Raw genomic sequence first — 17416 nt, forward strand, 5'->3', positions numbered from 1 at the left:
CTCCGATGGCCGCAAACGCTTGCCCGCGACCGCCGCTGTAAAGGTGTTAGAGCTTGATCCAGGTCGCTTTGAGTTCGGTGTATTTGTCGAACGCATGCAGCGATTTGTCCCGACCGTTACCCGACTGCTTGAACCCGCCGAATGGCGCGGTCATGTCGCCGCCGTCGTACTGATTGACCCAGACGCTGCCGGCGCGCAAACCACGGGCGAAGGTGTGGGCCTTGCTGAGGTTGCTGGTCCATACGCCGGCCGCCAGACCGAAAATGCTGTCGTTGGCGATCTGCAGGGCCTCTTCAGCGGTGTCGAAGGTGATCAGCGACAGCACCGGGCCGAAGATCTCTTCGCGGGCGATGGCCATGGCGTTGGTCACGCCATCGAAAATCGCCGGCTCCACGTACAGGCCACCGGTGTCTGCGAGGGTACGATTGCCGCCGGCAATCAGTTGCGCGCCCTGGTCTTTGCCGATCTGGATATAGCGCAGCACGTTATCCAGTTGGCGCTGGTCGACGACCGCGCCGACGGTGGTTTCAGGATCGAGGGCGTGGCCCGGTTTCCAGGCTTGCAGTGCTTGCACCAGCAGCGGAATGAATTGCTCGCGAATCGAACGCTCCACCAGCAGACGCGAGCCAGCGGTGCAGACCTCGCCCTGGTTGAAGGCAATCGCGCTGGCCGCTGCCTGAGCGGCGGCACGCAAGTCCGGCGCATCGGCAAACACCACGTTCGGGCTCTTGCCGCCCGCCTCCAGCCAGACGCGTTTCATGTTGCTTTGCCCGGCATAGATCAGCAGTTGCTTGGCAATCGCAGTGGAGCCGGTGAAGGCCAGCACATCGACGTCCATGTGCAACGCCAATGCTTTGCCGACGGTATGACCGAAGCCTGGCAGGACGTTGAACACGCCTTTGGGGATGCCGGCGTCGAGGGCCAACTGCGCGATGCGAATCGCCGTCAGCGGTGACTTTTCCGAAGGCTTGAGGATGAACGAATTGCCTGCCGCCAAGGCTGGGGCGAATTTCCAGCTGGCCATGATCAGCGGAAAATTCCACGGCACGATGGCGGCGACCACGCCTGCTGGTTCACGGGTGATGAGGCCGAGTTGGTCGTGGGGTGTGGCGGCGACTTCGTCGTAGATTTTGTCGATGGCTTCGGCGCTCCAGCGGATCGCGTTAGCGGTCGCAGGGATGTCGATGCTCATGGAATCGCTGATCGGTTTGCCCATGTCGAGGGTTTCGAGCAGGGCGAGTTCTTCCTGGTTGGCCAGGATGAGGTCGGCGAAGCGGATCAGGATGCGCTTGCGTTCTGCGGGCGCCAACCGCGCCCAGATGCCGGATTCGAACGTGCGGCGAGCCACCTGCACGGCGGCATTGGCGTCGGCTTCGTCGGTGCTGGCGATGTTCGCCAGGAAGCGGCCGTCGACCGGGCTGATGCATTCGAAGGTGTCGCCGTTGAGCGCCGGGCAGTACTGGCCGTCGATGAATGCGCGGCCTTCGAGTGTGAGGGACTGGAAGCGTTGTTCCCAGTCGCTGCGAGTGTTTGTCATGGTTGTGACTCTGCGCAGAGGAATAAGTAATCGCCGGACTAAAGCCGACCAATTAACGATCAGAAAACCACGGTCCACTGTAGGAGCTGCCGAAGGCTGCGATCTTTTGATCCTGATCTTCGGCGGCTTCATGGATATCAAAACCAAGATCAAAAGATCGCAGCCTTCGGCAGCTCCTACGGGGGTTATTCGCCGTCATCAAAGAGGTGTCGATACCCACATCCTCGATTGACGGGTGTTTGGCCCATCAAACCGTATGCAAGTACCAGTTGTACTCAAGGTCGGAGATGGAGTTCTCGAACTCGGCCAGCTCGCTTTCCTTGCAGGCCACGAACACGTCGATGTACAGCGGGTCGATGTAGCGCGCCATGACCTCGCTGTCGTCCAGCTCTCGCAACGCATCGCGCAGGTTGTTTGGCAGGCTTTGCTCGTTCTGCTCGTAGCTGTTGCCTTCGACCGGGGCGCCCGGTTCGATTTCGTTGGTCAGGCCGTGGTGAATACCGGCCAGCACCGACGCCATCAGCAGGTACGGGTTGGCATCGGCGCCGGCAACGCGGTGTTCGATGCGTACCGCATCCGCCGAACCGGTGGGCACGCGCACCGCCACGGTACGGTTGTCGATGCCCCAGCTTGGCGAGTTCGGCACGTAGAACTGCGCGCCGAAACGGCGGTACGAGTTGACGTTCGGGCAGAGGAACGCCATCTGCGCCGGCAGGGTCTCGAGCACACCGCCGATCGCGTGACGCAGTGCGGCGTTCTGCTCGGGATCCTCGCTGGCAAAGATGTTGTTGCCTTCTTTGTCGAGAATCGAAATGTGCACGTGCAAACCATTGCCCGCCTGGCCCGGATACGGCTTGGCCATGAAGGTGGTGTCCATCTCGTGGTCGTAGGCGATGTTCTTCACCAGACGCTTGAGCAACACCGCGTAGTCGCAGGCCTTTATAGGGTCACTGACATGATGCAGGTTCACTTCGAATTGCGCCGGGGCGCTTTCCTTGACGATGGCGTCGGCGGGGATGCCCTGCTCTTTCGCGCCTTCGAGGATGTCTTGCAGGCAGTCGACGTATTCGTCCAGATCGTCGATCAGGTAGACCTGGGTCGAGTGCGGACGTTTGCCGGACACCGGCGAGCGTGGCGACTGCGGGCGACCGTTCACGTTGTCCTGGTCGATCAGATAGAACTCGAGTTCGAAGGCGGCGCAAATGGTCAGGCCCATGTCATCGAACTTGCTCACCACCTGACGCAACACTTCACGGGGGTCAGCGAAGAACGGCTGGCCTTCGAGTTCGTGCATGGTCATTAACAGCTGCGCGGTGGGGCGCTTCTGCCAAGGCTCGATGCTCAAGGTATTGGGGATGGGGAAGCAGATTCGATCCGAGTCGCCGATGTCCAGACCCAGGCCGGTGCTTTCCACCGTGGAGCCATTGATGTCCAGAGCAAACAGCGACGCCGGGAGGTTAATGCCTTTTTCGTAAACCTTATGAAGACTGGTGCGCTCGATGCGCTTGCCGCGCACCACACCGTTCATATCCGCAATCAGAAGGTCGACGTACAAAACCTCAGGATGTTTCTTAAGGAATGCGTTTGCTTCGTTGAGTTGAACGGCACGCAGAGGGACCGACATGATGCACCTATTAGCTGTTAATTATTATGTTCACTACCCTTTCACGAGCCCAGTCAATCCGAAAGGCAAAGTGAAGTCAATAGCGAACACTTGGCCTTTCAACCTTTATTTTCGGGCCTTTCTCGAGCATCAGAATGACAGATCAGCCTTGCACACCGCGTAAATCCTGAAGATCGGACGTGCGGCGTTTAGAATTTTTTACATGAGAGTTGTTAATTAAAATCAACAAGGCTAAGCTCCGGAAAAGCTCGTTCAAGTGTGAAACTTCGAGGTGATAAAAATGGCATTCAAGCCATTGATCGGCGTTACTGCGTGCATCAAACAGATTGGCCTGCACCCCTACCACGTCAGCGGCGACAAGTACTTGCGTGCTGTCAGCATCGCGGCTTTGGGGTTGCCCGTGGTCATTCCTTCCCTGGGCGATCTGACCGACATCGATGACCTGCTCGCGCAGCTCGACGGTCTGTTGCTGACCGGCTCGCCGTCGAATGTGGAACCCTTCCACTATCAAGGCCCGGCCAGTGCCCCCGGTACGGATCACGATCCGCAACGGGACGCCACCACCCTGCCCTTGCTGCGTGCAGCCATCGCCGCCGGCGTTCCGGTGCTCGGCATCTGCCGGGGCTTTCAGGAAATGAACGTGGCGTTCGGCGGCAGCCTGCATCAGAAGGTGCATGAACTGCCAGGCTACCTCGACCACCGCGAAGCGGATCATCCGGATTTGGCTGTGCAGTACGCACCGGCCCATGCGGTGAGTGTGCAACCGGGCGGTGTGTTCGAAGCGCTGGACTTGCCGCAGGTGTTCCAGGTGAATTCGATTCACAGCCAGGGCATCGACCGACTGGCGCCCGGCCTGCGCGCCGAGGCTGTTGCGCCGGATGGTTTGATCGAGGCGATTTCCGTCGAAAACAGCAAGGCCTTCGCCGTCGGCGTGCAATGGCACCCGGAATGGCAGGTGCTTTCGAATCCTCCCTATTTGAGTATTTTCCAGGCGTTTGGCGACGCGTGCCGACAACGGGCGGCGCGGCGTAATACGCCCTGACTTCAAAAAAGCATTCAACGATTTAACTGCCCCCGTGAGTCTGGCGGGCGTGCCTTTGCGCGCCGGTCGTTCACGTAATAGATGAACCGCAATAACAACAAGCACGACCAGGCAGCCAGGATGGCGGTGCCGAATAAGCCCTCCGGTATGGGTAAGCGCAAATCCCTGTAGGAGCGAGGCTTGCCCGCGAAGACGGTGTGTCAGTCGACATCATCGTTACCTGATACACCGCCTTCGCGGGCAAGCCTCGCTCCTACAGGGGTTGCGTTGGCACCGTACGGCCCGGGTTGCAATCCACTCTTAAGTCAGGCCGCGTTGGCCCGACGACTGAAACCTGTTGGGAGTTTCATATGGCAAACGCCTCCAGCATCTACAGGAAGGCTCTTGAAGGTCACCAGGCACCGAAAAAGGTGTTGGTGAAAGTCGACCGCGTCACCAAGAAATTCGACGAAACCACCGCTGTGGACGATGTGTCCCTGGAGATCCATCAAGGCGAAATATTCGCCCTGCTTGGCGGTTCCGGCTCGGGTAAATCGACGCTGCTGCGCATGCTCGCCGGCTTCGAACGCCCGACTGAAGGGCGGATTCTGCTCGACGGGGTCGACATCACCGACATGCCGCCGTACGAACGGCCGATCAACATGATGTTCCAGTCCTACGCACTGTTCCCGCACATGACCGTGGCGCAGAACATCGCCTTCGGCCTCAAGCAGGACCGCTTGCCCGCCAGCGAAATCGACGCCCGTGTCGAAGAGATGCTGCGGCTGGTGCACATGACCCAGTACGCCAGACGCAAGCCGCATCAGTTGTCCGGCGGTCAGCGTCAGCGTGTGGCATTGGCACGTTCCTTGGCCAAGCGACCGAAGCTGTTGCTGCTCGACGAACCGATGGGCGCGCTGGATAAAAAGCTGCGCTCGCAAATGCAACTGGAGCTGGTGGAAATCATCGAGCGGGTCGGCGTGACCTGCGTGATGGTGACCCACGACCAGGAAGAAGCCATGACCATGGCCGAACGCATTGCGATCATGCACCTGGGCTGGATCGCCCAGATTGGCAGCCCAGTCGATATCTACGAAGCGCCGGTCAGCCGCATGGTTTGTGAGTTCATCGGCAACGTGAATGCCTTCGACGGCACCGTGGTCGAGGATCTGGAAGGTCACGCGATCATTCACAGCCCGGACCTTGAGCAGAAGATTTACGTTGGTCACGGCGTGAGCACGTCGGTGCAAGACAAGTCGATCACCTACGCCATCCGCCCGGAAAAAATGCTGGTCAGCACCCTCAAGCCCGAGACTCGCTATAACTGGTCCGAAGGCAAGGTGCATGACATCGCCTACCTCGGCGGCCACTCGGTGTTTTACGTGGAGCTGCCCGGCGGCAAGATCGTCCAGTCGTTCATGGCCAACGCCGAACGCCGTGGCGCACGCCCGACCTGGGACGATCAGGTCTACGTGTGGTGGGAAGACGACAGCGGCGTGGTACTGCGCTCATGAGAACCTTCAATCAGCAATTCCTGCGCCTGGTGCCCAGCGGCCGCAAACTGGTCATCGGCATTCCGTTCCTGTGGCTGTGCCTGTTTTTCCTGTTGCCGTTCTTCCTGGTGATGAAGATCAGCTTCTCGGAAGCGGCGCTGGCCATTCCTCCTTACTCCGAGATTTACACCTTCGCCGAACAGAAGTTTCAGTTGCTGCTGAACATCGGCAACTACTCGCTGCTGACCGAAGATGAGTTGTACATCTCGGCTTACTTCGGTTCGTTGAAGGTCGCGTTTTTAAGCACGCTGATGTGCCTGGTGATCGGTTTCCCAATGGCCTATGCAATCACCAAGGCCAACAAGGAAACGCAAAACGTTTTGCTGCTGTTGATCATGATGCCGACCTGGACCGCGATCCTGATTCGCGTCTATGCGTGGATGGGCATTCTCAGCAACAACGGTTTGCTCAATGGGTTCCTGATGTGGACCGGGCTCACTTCGCAGCCGATCGAGATCCTCAACACCAACACCGCGGTGTACATCGGCGTGGTCTATGCCTACTTGCCGTTCATGGTATTGCCGCTCTACGCCAACCTGGTCAAGCACGATCACAGCTTGCTGGAAGCCGCGTCGGACCTGGGTTCGAGCACCTTCAACAACTTCTGGAAAATCACGGTGCCGCTGGCCAAGAACGGCATCATTGCCGGGTGCATGCTGGTGTTCATTCCAGTGGTCGGCGAGTTCGTGATTCCGGAACTGTTGGGCGGTCCGGAAACCCTGATGATCGGCCGCGTGCTGTGGCAGGAATTCTTCAACAACCGCGACTGGCCGGTGGCATCTGCCCTGGCGGTGGTGATGCTGGCGATTCTGATTGTGCCGATTCTGCTGTTCAACCGCAGCCAGGCCAAAGAGATGGAGGGACGGGGATGAAACGCTTCGGGTTTTCAAAGTTCATGCTGATTTTCGGCCTGTCGTTTATCTACCTGCCGATGCTGATTCTGGTGATCTACTCGTTCAACGCCTCGAAACTGGTGACGGTGTGGGGCGGCTGGTCGGTGAAATGGTACGTCGGCCTGCTCGACAACTCGCAACTGATGGGCTCGGTGGTGCGCTCGCTGGAAATCGCCTGCTACACCGCGATTGCCGCCGTGGCGTTGGGCACCCTCGCCGCGTTCGTGCTGACCCGCGTGACGCGCTTCAAGGGTCGCACGCTGTTTGGTGGCCTGGTGACGGCGCCGTTGGTGATGCCGGAAGTGATCACCGGTCTGTCGCTGTTGCTGCTGTTCGTGGCCATGGCGCAACTGATCGGCTGGCCGCAGGAACGCGGCCTCGTCACGATCTGGATCGCGCACACCACGTTCTGCGCGGCCTATGTGGCGGTGGTCGTTTCGGCGCGTTTGCGTGAGCTGGACCTGTCGATCGAAGAGGCAGCCATGGACTTGGGTGCGCGTCCGTTCAAGGTGTTCTTTCTGATCACCATCCCGATGATCGCGCCATCGCTGGCGGCGGGCGGGATGATGTCGTTCGCCTTGTCGCTGGATGACCTGGTGTTGGCGAGTTTCGTCTCCGGGCCAGGCTCCACGACCTTGCCGATGGAAGTGTTCTCGGCGGTGCGTCTGGGCGTGAAGCCTGAGATCAATGCCGTGGCCAGTTTGATTCTGCTGGCGGTGTCGTTCGTCACGTTCATGGTCTGGTACTTCAGCCGCAGGGCCGAAGCCACCCGCAAGCGGGCGATCCAGGAAGCGATGGACCAGACGGCCAGCGAATCGTGGCAGCAGCCGAAAAAACAGCAGGTTGAAGCGACGGCTTAGTCGCTGAAAGTCCTGTAGGAGCGAGGCTTGCCCGCGAAAAATACACCGCGGTTTTTCAGGCATTACGCGTCATCGTTCTTCGCGGGCAAGCCTCGCTCCTACTGTGTTCTATAAAAAGAAAATGGAGTTGTACCGATGAAAATGTTTGGCAGGACTCTGCTGACACTGTCCTTATTGGGCGCAATGGCGACCGGCGCCCAGGCCAATGACAAGGTATTGCGCGTCTATAACTGGTCGGATTACATCGCCCCGAACACGGTCAAGAAGTTCGAAGACGAGACCGGCATCCGCGTGACCTACGATGTGTTCGACAGTAATGAAACCCTTGAAGCACGCTTGCTGGCCGGTAAGTCCGGCTACGACATCGTGGTGCCGTCCAACAGCTTCCTGGCCAAGCAGATCAAGGCTGGCGTGTATCAGCCGCTGGACAAATCGAAGCTGCCAAACTGGAAAAACCTCAACCCGGTGCTTCTGAAAAACGCCTCTGCCAGCGACCCTGACAATGGCCATGCATTCCCGTACATGTGGGGTTCGATCGGCATCGGTTTCAACCCGGCCAAGGTCAAGGAAGTGCTGGGCACTGATGCGCCGGTGAATTCCTGGGACTTGCTGTTCAAACCGGAAAACGCCGCGAAGCTCAAAGCCTGCGGTATCAGTTTCCTTGATTCACCGACAGAAATGCTCCCGGCTGCCCTGCACTATCTGGGCTACCCGGTGAATTCCCGGGACAAGGCGCAGATCGCTGAAGCCGAAGCGCTGTTCATGAAGATTCGCCCGTCGGTGGCTTACTTTCATTCGTCGAAATACATCTCCGACCTGGCCAACGGCAACATCTGCGTCGCCGTCGGTTACTCCGGCGACGTGCTGCAAGCCAAGGCCCGCGCCAATGAAGCCGGCGACAAGGTGAAGATCGAATACAGCATCCCGAAAGAAGGCGCCGGCAGTTTCTACGACATGGTCGCCATCCCACGGGATGCGGCTAACGTCGACAATGCCTACCTGTTCATGAACTTCCTGATGCGCCCGGACATCATCGCCGAAGTCACCAACAATATCGGCTACAGCAACGCCAACGCAGCGGCCACGCCGCTGGTGGATGAAGCGATTCGAAACGACCCGGGGTCCTACCCGCCACAAGCGGTGATGGCGACGCTGTATGCGATTCCGGATATGCCGATCGGTATCCAACGGGTGATGACCCGAGGCTGGACGCGGGTGAAGCTGGGTAAGTGATTCAAAATGCGGGAGCGAGCCTGCTCGCGATGGGGCTATCACATTAATCGTTCCCACGCTCCGCGTGGGAATGCCTCCACGGACGCTCCGCGTTCGGCTCTGGAGGGGACGCGGAGCGTCCCGGGCTGCATTCCCACGCAAAGCGTGGGAACGATCAATCAATGAAAGGGTTGGGTGGTATTTCGGGCGCCTTTTCAGGCACAAACCAACGGCCATTCGGCCAGCGCCCGGTACCGGCCTTTACGGGATTCGAACAAGGTAAAACGATCCGCCCGCAGGAAAAACTCTGGCGGCGTCGCGGACTCAGGGACCGGCGCCCGGTAGTCGCGCATCAGGGTCAGATGCGGACGAAATTCTCGCCGGGTGTCTTCAAAACCGAACGGCAACATGGCCTGTTCCAGCGCATACACCAACCGCAGCAACTCAGGCTCCGCCTGCGCGGGCGCCAGCAATAAAACCCCGGAGCGACGCCAGACTTCCAGCCGATCAAGCACCACCGTCAACGGCACGCCGGGCATCCGCACATGGGTAGCGGCTTCGCAGACGCCCGCTATCTGTTCCGTTTTCACCGTACCGAGAAACAGCAGCGTCAGATGAAAGTTTTCCGCTGGCACCGGACGCCCGACATTGAGCGCCAGCGCGTTGCGCCATTGGGCGATGGCCCGGCGTTGTTCGGGGGCACAGTTCAGGGCGAAGAACAGCCGTTTGAACGGTTCACGGGTTTCATCGCTCATGTTCGCCACCTCAAGGTTTCGGAGACCCTTTGATTTTACAAAGCAGTACCCGGCCAGCAAGTGCATTTCTGGCACCTGCCGGCAGGCGCGTTATAGTTGAAGCAACCGAATCGACGGGAGGCCGCTATGCGTCAGATCATCAGCAAAGAGCCATGGTGGGCCGCGCCACCGAAACCCGGCCAGGATGAATCCGAGCTGGAATGGGGCTGGCTGGTTCACTACAACGAAGGCGAGCCGCGCTTCGAATTCATCAAGGAGCGGCCGTCGGACAGCGAGATTCGTAACCGCAAGAGCTGCAGGACCACCCCGACGCCGGAGTGATCCTGCGACCCTGTTCAGGCTTTGACGATCATCTCGAAACCACCAAAAATCGCTCGCTGGCCGTCAAACGGCATTGGGTTGACGTCCGGTTGCATCCGCGGATCGCTCATGAGTTTCGCCATGCCGGCATCACGGGTGGCCTTGTCGGGCCACACGATCCAGGAAAACACCACGGTTTCGTCTTCCTTGAGTTTTACGGCCATGGGAAATGAGGTCACTTTGCCATCGGGCACGTCATCGCCCCAGCATTCAGCGAGGCTCAGGGCGCCGTTTTCCTTGAAAATCTCGGCGGCGGATTGCGCATGCTGCTTGAATTTTTCGCGATTGGCGGTGGGTACTGCAGCGACGAAGCCATCGACATAAGCCATGATCGTTTTCCTCAGGTTATGGGATTCGTTGGGTAGTCGAATCAGCGTGGCTCCAATCGACAGTTCCCGCTTCCAGACCGACCGACGGCTCGGCGGGCTGTTCGAGGGTCAGGGCCAGGTTGCCCTCGATCTGCCTGGCCATGTACAGCGTTCCGGCCATGACGCCGGTGGCAGGGTTATTCACCAGCTTCACCCAGGCCTTGTCGAACGAGTTACCCAGGCTGCTGCGGATCAGTGCTTCACTGTCGGGCCGGTCGTTGGCCTGAATCATCGCGCGTACTCCCGCCACTCCTACGGAAATCAACGCACCGGCCGCCTTCCCGGCCACTGCCGCCACCGCACTGGCTGCCCCTCGCGGGGCCATTTCGGCTTGTATTCGCTTGCTGGCACGCTTGGCCACCGGCGCCATGCCGGCGTCCGTCGAGGCGATGCCCTTCTCGCCGCCCGCCGCGTGGATCGTGTCGATCAGTGCCAGATAGGCCGGCAATTTGTTCAGTTCGGCATGCACTACCTGATACAGCGAAGCGTCACGGGCAGACGGCGGGCCCAGTGCAATAGCCGGAATTTTCTGGACACGACTGTTGAGCTGCGCCATCGGTACGCCATGACGTTTGGAAATGACTTCGAGCTGCTGCCCCATCAGTTGCACATAAAACTCCGTTGCCTGGCTAAGGATCGCGTCGGGATCGATCTCCACCGCCACCGGTTCCAGCACGCGCCGGTGATATTGCTCCAGCAGATAGGCGGCCAGGCGTTTGGTCGTCGCATCCTGCTCGTCGCCGGCATTGAGGGTGTACCAGCTGACTTTCATCGACAGCCATTCCTGGGTCCAGTAGCTGCTGAACCACGGAATGAAGACTTCTTCGGTTTGCTGATAAACCCGCGTGCGCCAATGCTCCATGGACCCGCGGGCATAAACCCTGGCCTGTTCGGTGGCCTGTTGCGAAGCGACGATAATCTCCCGGTCAACCTGCTGCCAGGTGCTCTGGGACACCACCACCGGCACCACAATCACCGGGGCAGGCGTAGGCGTGGCGCATCCCGCCAAGATCACTAACACAGCGACGATCAGCGAACGCAGGTTCAAGATCGCGGGGCCCTACATGTCTCGTCGAACGAAATGTCCGACGCTAAACACCGTGCTGATTTGAGTATAGGTCGGGGTCGGGGGCCGTCCGTCAGATGGATGGAGGGTGCCCCCAAAATAGCCCCTACTTTCCCCGCATCACCTTAACTGGTACTCAGGATCCGCACCGGTCCCTGGCGATTGAGAACCTCGACCATGACGTTCTCCCCCGAGCGCCGGAGCATCAAGTCCACACATTCACCACCCACGGCCAAACGCCGCAAGGTGATGGTGTCTAGAAAGCTCGGGAGCACCGGTTCGTCGAACAGGATGTTGAGCTTCCTCGGCCTGAAACTCATTCCCAGGCATGACTGAATCATCGACAACGGCGCAGCAGCGGCCCAGGCCTGGGGCATGCAGGCGACTGGATAGAACGTCGGCCCTTGGGTACGTTGCCGGGCAAAGCCGCAGAACAGTTCAGGCAAGCGCCGCAGATCGATGTAAGTCGAGGCGGCGAACAGCCCTTCGAAAATACGCGCCGCATCCCGGCGGTAACCGTAGCGGGCGAAGCCGGCGGCGATCAGCGCATTGTCGTGGGGCCAGACAGAGCCGTTGTGATAACTCATCGGGTTATAGCGAGCCTGGGAAGCTGCGACAGTGCGCACGCCCCAGCCGGAAAAGGATGAGCGTTCCATCAGCGTACTGACGACCGTTGCCGCGCGCTCCGGATAAGCGATGCCCGCGAACAGGGCGTGACCGGCATTGGAAGTACGGATTCGGCAGGGCTTTTTGTGGCCGTCCAGGGCCAATACATAAGTGCCCAGTTCTTCGTCGAAGAAGCGGTTATCGAATTCTTCGCGCAAACGTTGAGCCTTGTATTTCAGTTGTTGAGCCCGGTCCGAATCCCCCAGCCGGCTGGCTATTCTGGCCGCACCGGTCCAGGCCCCATACACGTAGGCCTGAACTTCGACAATCGCAATCGGCCCGGTGGCCAATTGTCCATTGGCATGGAACACCGAGTCGTGGCTGTCTTTCCATCCCTGGTTAATCAGCCCTTCGGCAGACTGGCGGCCATACTCGACAAAACCGTCGCCATCGCGGTCGCCGTATTCCTCGATCCAGGTCAGCGCCGCTTCGATATTCGGCCAGAGCTGACGCACGGTACTCAAATCATTAGTGCGCTCCAGGTAGGCAGCGGCCAGCATGACGAACAGCGGCGTGGAGTCGATGCTGCCGTAGTAGCGGCGGAACGGCACCTCGCCCAATTCAGCCATTTCTCCCAGCCTTATTTCGTGCAGGATTTTACCGGGCTCCGAATCGGCGTGAGGGTCAATGATGGTTGCCTGATTGGCGGCCAGATGCCCGAGTACACCTTTGGCAATACCAGGATCGAACCACAGCATCTCCCATGCCGTGATCAGGGCATCTCGTCCGAAAACAGTGCTGAACCATGGAATACCCGCGTAGGGATATAACCCTTCCGGCGTTTTGGTCATGAGCATGTAAAGGTCGGACACGCTGCGGCTGACTGCTTCGTTGAACACATCATGGGAGGTCGCCATCGAGGCCGCTCGGGAAGAGAATGTGCGTAACTCGCGCCGGGAATCGCGCAATGAAATGAAGAACCCGTGGCGCACCGTAAACGGCGGGTTTTGCACACCGCAATTGATGTCCATGAATAGTGACTGACTTTCCCCCGGGGCCAGCCGAACCTCGAACAACGCTGAATCGCAAGTCAGGCTGACCGGCACCGGGGCAAAACGCAGGCGGGTCATGCGCCGTTTGTGATCCAGGCCGGTGTAGGAAAGCACCACCTCTTCATTGGTAATCTCTGCCCGGTGCCCTTCGCCGCGTTGCGCACGCCGGGCCCCGCGAACTTCGAACAGGTCTTTGAAGTCGGCGGCAAACTGAATTCTCAGTTTCAACAGCTGAGGAACGTCGTCGAAATTGCGCAGGGTCAGGCGTTCGTAGCAGGAGCCCTTCCACAAGAACCGTGAACGGCGCAAATGGATCAAATCGTGGTGCAGGATTTTTTCGCCATGGCTGTCGAACAGATCCGGGTTGGTCAGGTCGCACGTGAGCATTGCGTTGTCATCACGCAGCGTGGAACTGAGCAACAGCGGGCGCATGCCGTTAAGCGTCAGGTAAAGCCCGGAAAGGTGGCGGGTATCGGTGTGGAAAATCCCTTGCGGGCTGTCGTCGGCAAACAGCACATCGCCATTGGGATCGAACACCCCAAAGGTCTCGTTATTTTTCAGGTTACGCAAACGCAGCTCTTGCAGCGACGCGGTGGCCGGAATGTCGAAGGGCGTGGACGGATGCCCATACGTGTTGCCCGCCGTCAGATGACGGTACAACTCAAGATAATGATTGGTCATGCGCTCGACCGTGAACCGTTCCTCGAACCTGGCCCTCACCTTGCGCCGATCCAGCGCTCCCAACCGCTGCACCGCCGCCACCGCTCCTGCAATGCCATCGACGATGTAACCGGATACGCCCTCGTCGATCACTTCCGGCACCGAGCCCTGACCAAACGCAATCACCGGCGTGCCGCACGCCATGGCTTCGATCATGACCAGGCCGAACGGCTCGGGCCAGTCGATGGGAAAGATCAAGGCGCGGGCATTGCCCAGCAAGCCTGCCTTTTGGGATTCATCGATCTCGCCGAGAAATTCGACATTTGCCCGGCTGGCGATCATCGGTGCGATGATTTCTTCCCAATACACCTGATCGGCCTTGTCGACCTTGGCGGCGATCTTCAATGGCAGCCCGGCCTTCGAAGCAATCTCGATGGCACGGTCCGGGCGTTTTTCGGGAGAAATGCGCCCCAGGAACATCAGATAGTCGCCGCGCGGCTCAGGGTTGAAGGCTAGTAAATCGCGCGGAATGCCATGGTAGACATTGCCCACCCAATTGACGTCGCCCTTCACCGGACTGCGCTGCGCCTTGGAAATCGAAACCAGCGGCACTTCGGGAAAGTGAGGGTAAAAGCATTGGTAATCGCTGATATCCAGACGCCCGTGAAGCGTGGTCACACTGCGCCCGGCCAAATGTCGAATCAGGGGAAAATGGTAGATGTCGGTATGAAAATGCATCACGTCGAATTGATCCGCCTGACGCAGCACTTGATCAAGCATCAGAATGTGATGAGGCGCTCCGTCCTTGACGCCTGGATCGAACCGCAAGGCCTGATGTGCGCCTGACTCCAGGCGGGCCGAGGTTTGCGAATCGCCGCTGGCAAAAAGCGTGACATCGTGGCCCTGGCGCACCAGCTCTTCGGTCAGGTAAGACACAATCCGCTCAGTGCCACCATACAAACGGGGCGGACAACGTTCGGTGAGCGGCGCGATCTGAGCGATCCTCATGGAGAGGCCCTCCGTCATGGGGTCGAAGAATTAAGGCCTCCAGCGTCTCGGCGTTTCTATTCGCCGAGGTCTGGCGGCTTTATCCTCGATTGACGGTGCGCCTGCTACAACAGTTCCATCCGGTTATACGACCTAATCCTGTAGCAGCTGAATGGCTTAACTTACCCGAAACAACCGTCGCCGTAACCACACGACCCATAGCGTGAAGAACGCACCAGCCACTGCCAGCGCCATGTCGGCTTGAGAGTCCCATGGGTCATTTTGTGCGGCGACAAATGCCTTTGCCGTGTCTTTTCCCAGGTACTGCCCGCCTATCCATTCGACGATTTCATACACAGCCGAGGTCGACAGCACGATATTCAACGCGATGAACCCAACCCAAAAACCCCGCAGCGGCGTGATTCGTACAAGCACTTCCCGAATCGGATACACCATCAAGAGTCCATACGTCAGATGCACCAGCCGATCGTAATGATTGCGTTCAAACCCGAGGGCTTTGTTGAGGCTGATCCCGGTCAAGGCTGAGCACCAGCGGTCGTAGGGCACCAGCGCGTAGGTGTAGTGCGAACCCACCTCATGAATACAGAGAAAAACGAACACCAGGCTGAGGGAAACCGCAGACAGGCGGAACCGTCGATAAACGCCGATCAGGACCAGCACCAGCACCAGGGCCAGCAGATTTTCCAGGACCCAGTCCACTCGGCTATGGGGCGAAATTCCCAGCGCGACGACGATAAGAAGAAATGCAATCAATAGCGCCAGGTCGTATCGCGGGTGCTCTTTGGGCGTCATGACCGGCAGAGGTCTGCTGTGAGTACTCAGGTCTTTTGCGCCTACTGACGTGCTCATTGGGCGCCTTCTTCTCGAGTCTTTTAAATTCGAGACGCGGCCGCTTCGCAAGTTCGTTTTTTCTGGGCGGGTATGGCGGCCCGATACCCGCCCCCAACGCTTATCAAGGCCGGCGCACCGCCCTCACCTTCCCGCTGTTGCCGCCGCCACAGAAAAACCGGTCGTGACCATCGAACTCAAGTCCTGAGACCCCGACGCCAGCCGGCATCTGGACGCTCTCCAGCACGTCGCCCGTGGCCGGATCAATTCGCCGCAACTCGCTCTCGTCACCTTCCCAGGTGCCGTGCCACAGGTCCCCCTCGACCCAGGTTACCCCGGTGACGAAGCGGTTGGATTCGAGGGTGCGCAGCACTGCCCCGGTCTGGGGGTCGACCTGATGAATCTTGCGCTCGCGATATTCACCCACCCAAAGCGTCCCTTCGGCCCATGCAAGCCCCGAATCGCCACCGCCGCCGGGCGCGGGGATGGTGGAGAGCACGCGACCGGTCTGTGGGTCGATTTTCTGGATGCGATCCTCGGCGATCTGAAACAGGTGCTGACCGTCGAAGGCTGTGCCAGCGTGGGCGGCGACATCGATCGAGCGCAGCGTCTTGCCGCTCGCGGGATCGAGGGCATTGAGTTTGTCGCCGGAGGCAAACCAGACCTGCCGGCCGTCATGGGTGACGCCATGCACGCTGTCGACGCCGGGGAAAGGTCCATATTCGCGGATGATTTCAGCCGTTGAATGTTTCATGCCTTGCTCCTCATTCACTGGGTTGGTGAAGGGATGCTAATCATTGGGCAGCAACCCTGTGAGTAACAATACCGTCGCGAATCCCGGAACCGGCGGCGTCATCCAGCGACGCGCCCGGCCATGACCGAACGACTGCACCTTGCCGGCCACCGCCAGCGTGTCGAGAGCCCGTTGCACGGTGCGCTGACTGGCGCCAAGCGCCAACGCCAGGGCCGAACTCGACCACGATTCGCCGTCGGCGAGAAAGGCGAGCAGCGTCGCATGCTGCTCTTCGACAGGCCGCACCAGCACCACCACGTCACGCGCATCGTGCGGCACCAGCGCAAACCCGCGCGGGGTCGCGACGACATTGGCGATCTGGTGCAACGCTGCGCGCAATCGCCCGAGTTCGACACGCAACCGCGCGCGATGGGAGTCATCCGCGAATTTCATCCGAAAGGCGCGCGCAATCAGCGTCTCCCTCGGCACGTCGGCGGGCCATGCTTCGCCCAGCGCCCGAACGAGCGCGAAGAGCACCGGCCGCCGGGCGAGTGAAACCGCCGAGCCTGCGTCGCGCACGACATACCGGCAGGCGTCCACGACCAGCTTGGTGGATGCCAATAACGCTTCAATTTCATCGAGCAGCAGCGGCTGTTCCTGGCCACCGACAATCAGCCGCGCCGCCGGCGTGTCGAGGATGCGCGCGGCGCTTTCGACCTCGGCCGTCAACGCGGGGATAGCGGCGTGCTGTGCGGCACGCTCGGCCCGTTCAAGTGCCGCGCACGCCGTTTTTGTTTGCAGGCGACGCATTGCGATGCCCGCCACGACCAGTTCGTAGGCTGCCTTCGATGCAGGCGGTAACGGTGTTGGATCGAGTTCGGCGAGCCGGTGCTCAGCCTCCTCGAGGTGCCCGATCAGCAGCAAGCGGCGGATCTCGAGGTACCGCGCATGGGCGGCGTTGACCCAGTCGCCGTGCGCCTGAAGCGTTGCCTGCGCGGCGTCGAGTGCCTTGGTCGGCCAGTTCAGATCCCGCGAGGCGAGCGCGATTTCGGCCTCGGCGACGACACAGCGCGCCCGGGCCAAGGCCTCTTTCGGCCCGAAAGCACGTGCGGCGCTGCGCACCAGCGCCTTCGCGCGCACCAGATCCCCCAATTGCGCCATCGCGATGCCACGAAGCGCGAGGGCTGGCGCATCGTCGCGCAAGGCGATGCGGTTCAGTGCGCCGAGGGGGTCACCCGCCGCGAGCGCACGGGCCGCCGCCGTGATCAGCGAATCCATCT

The 17416-nt window shown here is 59.9% G+C and carries 16 protein-coding genes; 7 read left to right on the forward strand and 9 right to left on the reverse strand.

Going from position 1 to position 17416, the window contains the following annotated elements:
- Nucleotides 1–46: 46 nt before the first annotated feature.
- Entirely contained in the window at nucleotides 47–1537 is a 1491-nt protein-coding gene (locus tag BZL43_RS27235) for an aldehyde dehydrogenase (protein ID WP_095635140.1), read from the reverse strand.
- On the opposite strand from BZL43_RS27235, the gene BZL43_RS28175 reads away from it, so the two are divergent.
- Complete coding sequence (locus BZL43_RS28175; protein ID WP_143517904.1) at nucleotides 1536–1769, forward strand: hypothetical protein; 234 nt, start codon at nucleotides 1536–1538, stop codon at nucleotides 1767–1769. The genes BZL43_RS27235 and BZL43_RS28175 overlap by 2 nt on opposite strands.
- Nucleotides 1770–1784: 15 nt before the next feature.
- Here the strand turns inward: BZL43_RS28175 and BZL43_RS27240 are convergent, their stop codons facing one another.
- Nucleotides 1785–3161, reverse strand: coding sequence for a glutamine synthetase family protein (locus tag BZL43_RS27240; protein ID WP_095635141.1), 1377 nt, complete (start codon nucleotides 3159–3161; stop codon nucleotides 1785–1787).
- A 280-nt stretch (nucleotides 3162–3441) separates the two neighbouring features.
- Here BZL43_RS27240 and BZL43_RS27245 point away from each other — a divergent pair, with 280 nt between their 5' ends.
- The 5 genes from BZL43_RS27245 (at nucleotide 3442) to BZL43_RS27265 (ending at nucleotide 8721) form a co-directional block, all read left to right on the forward strand.
- Nucleotides 3442–4203: a gamma-glutamyl-gamma-aminobutyrate hydrolase family protein gene (locus tag BZL43_RS27245; RefSeq protein ID WP_095635142.1), complete on the forward strand. Its 762-nt coding sequence runs from the start codon at nucleotides 3442–3444 to the stop codon at nucleotides 4201–4203.
- Nucleotides 4204–4553: 350 nt separating this feature from the next.
- Nucleotides 4554–5696 (forward strand): polyamine ABC transporter ATP-binding protein, encoded by a 1143-nt coding sequence (gene potA / locus BZL43_RS27250; RefSeq protein ID WP_063343315.1) that lies wholly within the window; start codon nucleotides 4554–4556, stop codon nucleotides 5694–5696.
- Between the two features lie 29 nt (nucleotides 5697–5725).
- On the forward strand, nucleotides 5726–6607 hold the full coding sequence (locus BZL43_RS27255; protein ID WP_168185154.1) for an ABC transporter permease subunit: 882 nt from the start codon (nucleotides 5726–5728) through the stop codon (nucleotides 6605–6607).
- Nucleotides 6604–7488, forward strand: coding sequence for an ABC transporter permease subunit (locus tag BZL43_RS27260; protein WP_095635144.1), 885 nt, complete (start codon nucleotides 6604–6606; stop codon nucleotides 7486–7488). The genes BZL43_RS27255 and BZL43_RS27260 overlap by 4 nt, the downstream gene beginning before the upstream one ends.
- A 135-nt stretch (nucleotides 7489–7623) precedes the next feature.
- Nucleotides 7624–8721, forward strand: a complete 1098-nt coding sequence (locus BZL43_RS27265; RefSeq protein ID WP_095635145.1) for a polyamine ABC transporter substrate-binding protein — start codon at nucleotides 7624–7626, stop codon at nucleotides 8719–8721.
- A 194-nt stretch (nucleotides 8722–8915) separates the two neighbouring features.
- Here the strand turns inward: BZL43_RS27265 and thpR are convergent, their stop codons facing one another.
- Complete coding sequence (gene thpR / locus BZL43_RS27270) at nucleotides 8916–9455, reverse strand: RNA 2',3'-cyclic phosphodiesterase (protein WP_095635146.1); 540 nt, start codon at nucleotides 9453–9455, stop codon at nucleotides 8916–8918.
- 126 nt (nucleotides 9456–9581) lie between these two features.
- Here thpR and BZL43_RS27275 point away from each other — a divergent pair, with 126 nt between their 5' ends.
- Nucleotides 9582–9776 (forward strand): hypothetical protein, encoded by a 195-nt coding sequence (locus BZL43_RS27275; protein WP_095635147.1) that lies wholly within the window; start codon nucleotides 9582–9584, stop codon nucleotides 9774–9776.
- Nucleotides 9777–9790: 14 nt separating this feature from the next.
- Here the strand turns inward: BZL43_RS27275 and BZL43_RS27280 are convergent, their stop codons facing one another.
- The 6 genes from BZL43_RS27280 to BZL43_RS27305 form a co-directional block, all read right to left on the reverse strand.
- A complete protein-coding gene (locus tag BZL43_RS27280; protein ID WP_095635148.1) occupies nucleotides 9791–10144 on the reverse strand; it encodes a DUF1428 domain-containing protein in 354 nt (117 codons plus the stop codon).
- A 16-nt stretch (nucleotides 10145–10160) separates the two neighbouring features.
- Nucleotides 10161–11231 carry a hypothetical protein gene (locus BZL43_RS27285; protein WP_095635149.1) on the reverse strand — a complete coding sequence of 357 codons (1071 nt, stop codon included), beginning with the start codon at nucleotides 11229–11231 and terminating at the stop codon, nucleotides 10161–10163.
- A 143-nt stretch (nucleotides 11232–11374) separates the two neighbouring features.
- Complete coding sequence (locus BZL43_RS27290) at nucleotides 11375–14575, reverse strand: glycogen debranching N-terminal domain-containing protein (RefSeq protein WP_168185152.1); 3201 nt, start codon at nucleotides 14573–14575, stop codon at nucleotides 11375–11377.
- A 156-nt stretch (nucleotides 14576–14731) separates the two neighbouring features.
- On the reverse strand, nucleotides 14732–15424 hold the full coding sequence (locus tag BZL43_RS27295; protein WP_095635151.1) for a DUF2238 domain-containing protein: 693 nt from the start codon (nucleotides 15422–15424) through the stop codon (nucleotides 14732–14734).
- 103 nt (nucleotides 15425–15527) lie between these two features.
- Complete coding sequence (locus BZL43_RS27300) at nucleotides 15528–16157, reverse strand: PQQ-binding-like beta-propeller repeat protein (RefSeq protein WP_095635152.1); 630 nt, start codon at nucleotides 16155–16157, stop codon at nucleotides 15528–15530.
- Between the two features lie 36 nt (nucleotides 16158–16193).
- The gene (locus BZL43_RS27305) at nucleotides 16194–17414 is read right to left on the reverse strand and encodes a helix-turn-helix domain-containing protein (protein WP_095635153.1); all 1221 of its coding nucleotides are present in this window, start codon (nucleotides 17412–17414) and stop codon (nucleotides 16194–16196) included.
- Nucleotides 17415–17416 lie beyond the last annotated feature (2 nt).

Origin of the sequence: Pseudomonas sp. PICF141 (genome assembly GCF_002286815.1) — a bacterium.
Lineage (GTDB): Bacteria > Pseudomonadota > Gammaproteobacteria > Pseudomonadales > Pseudomonadaceae > Aquipseudomonas.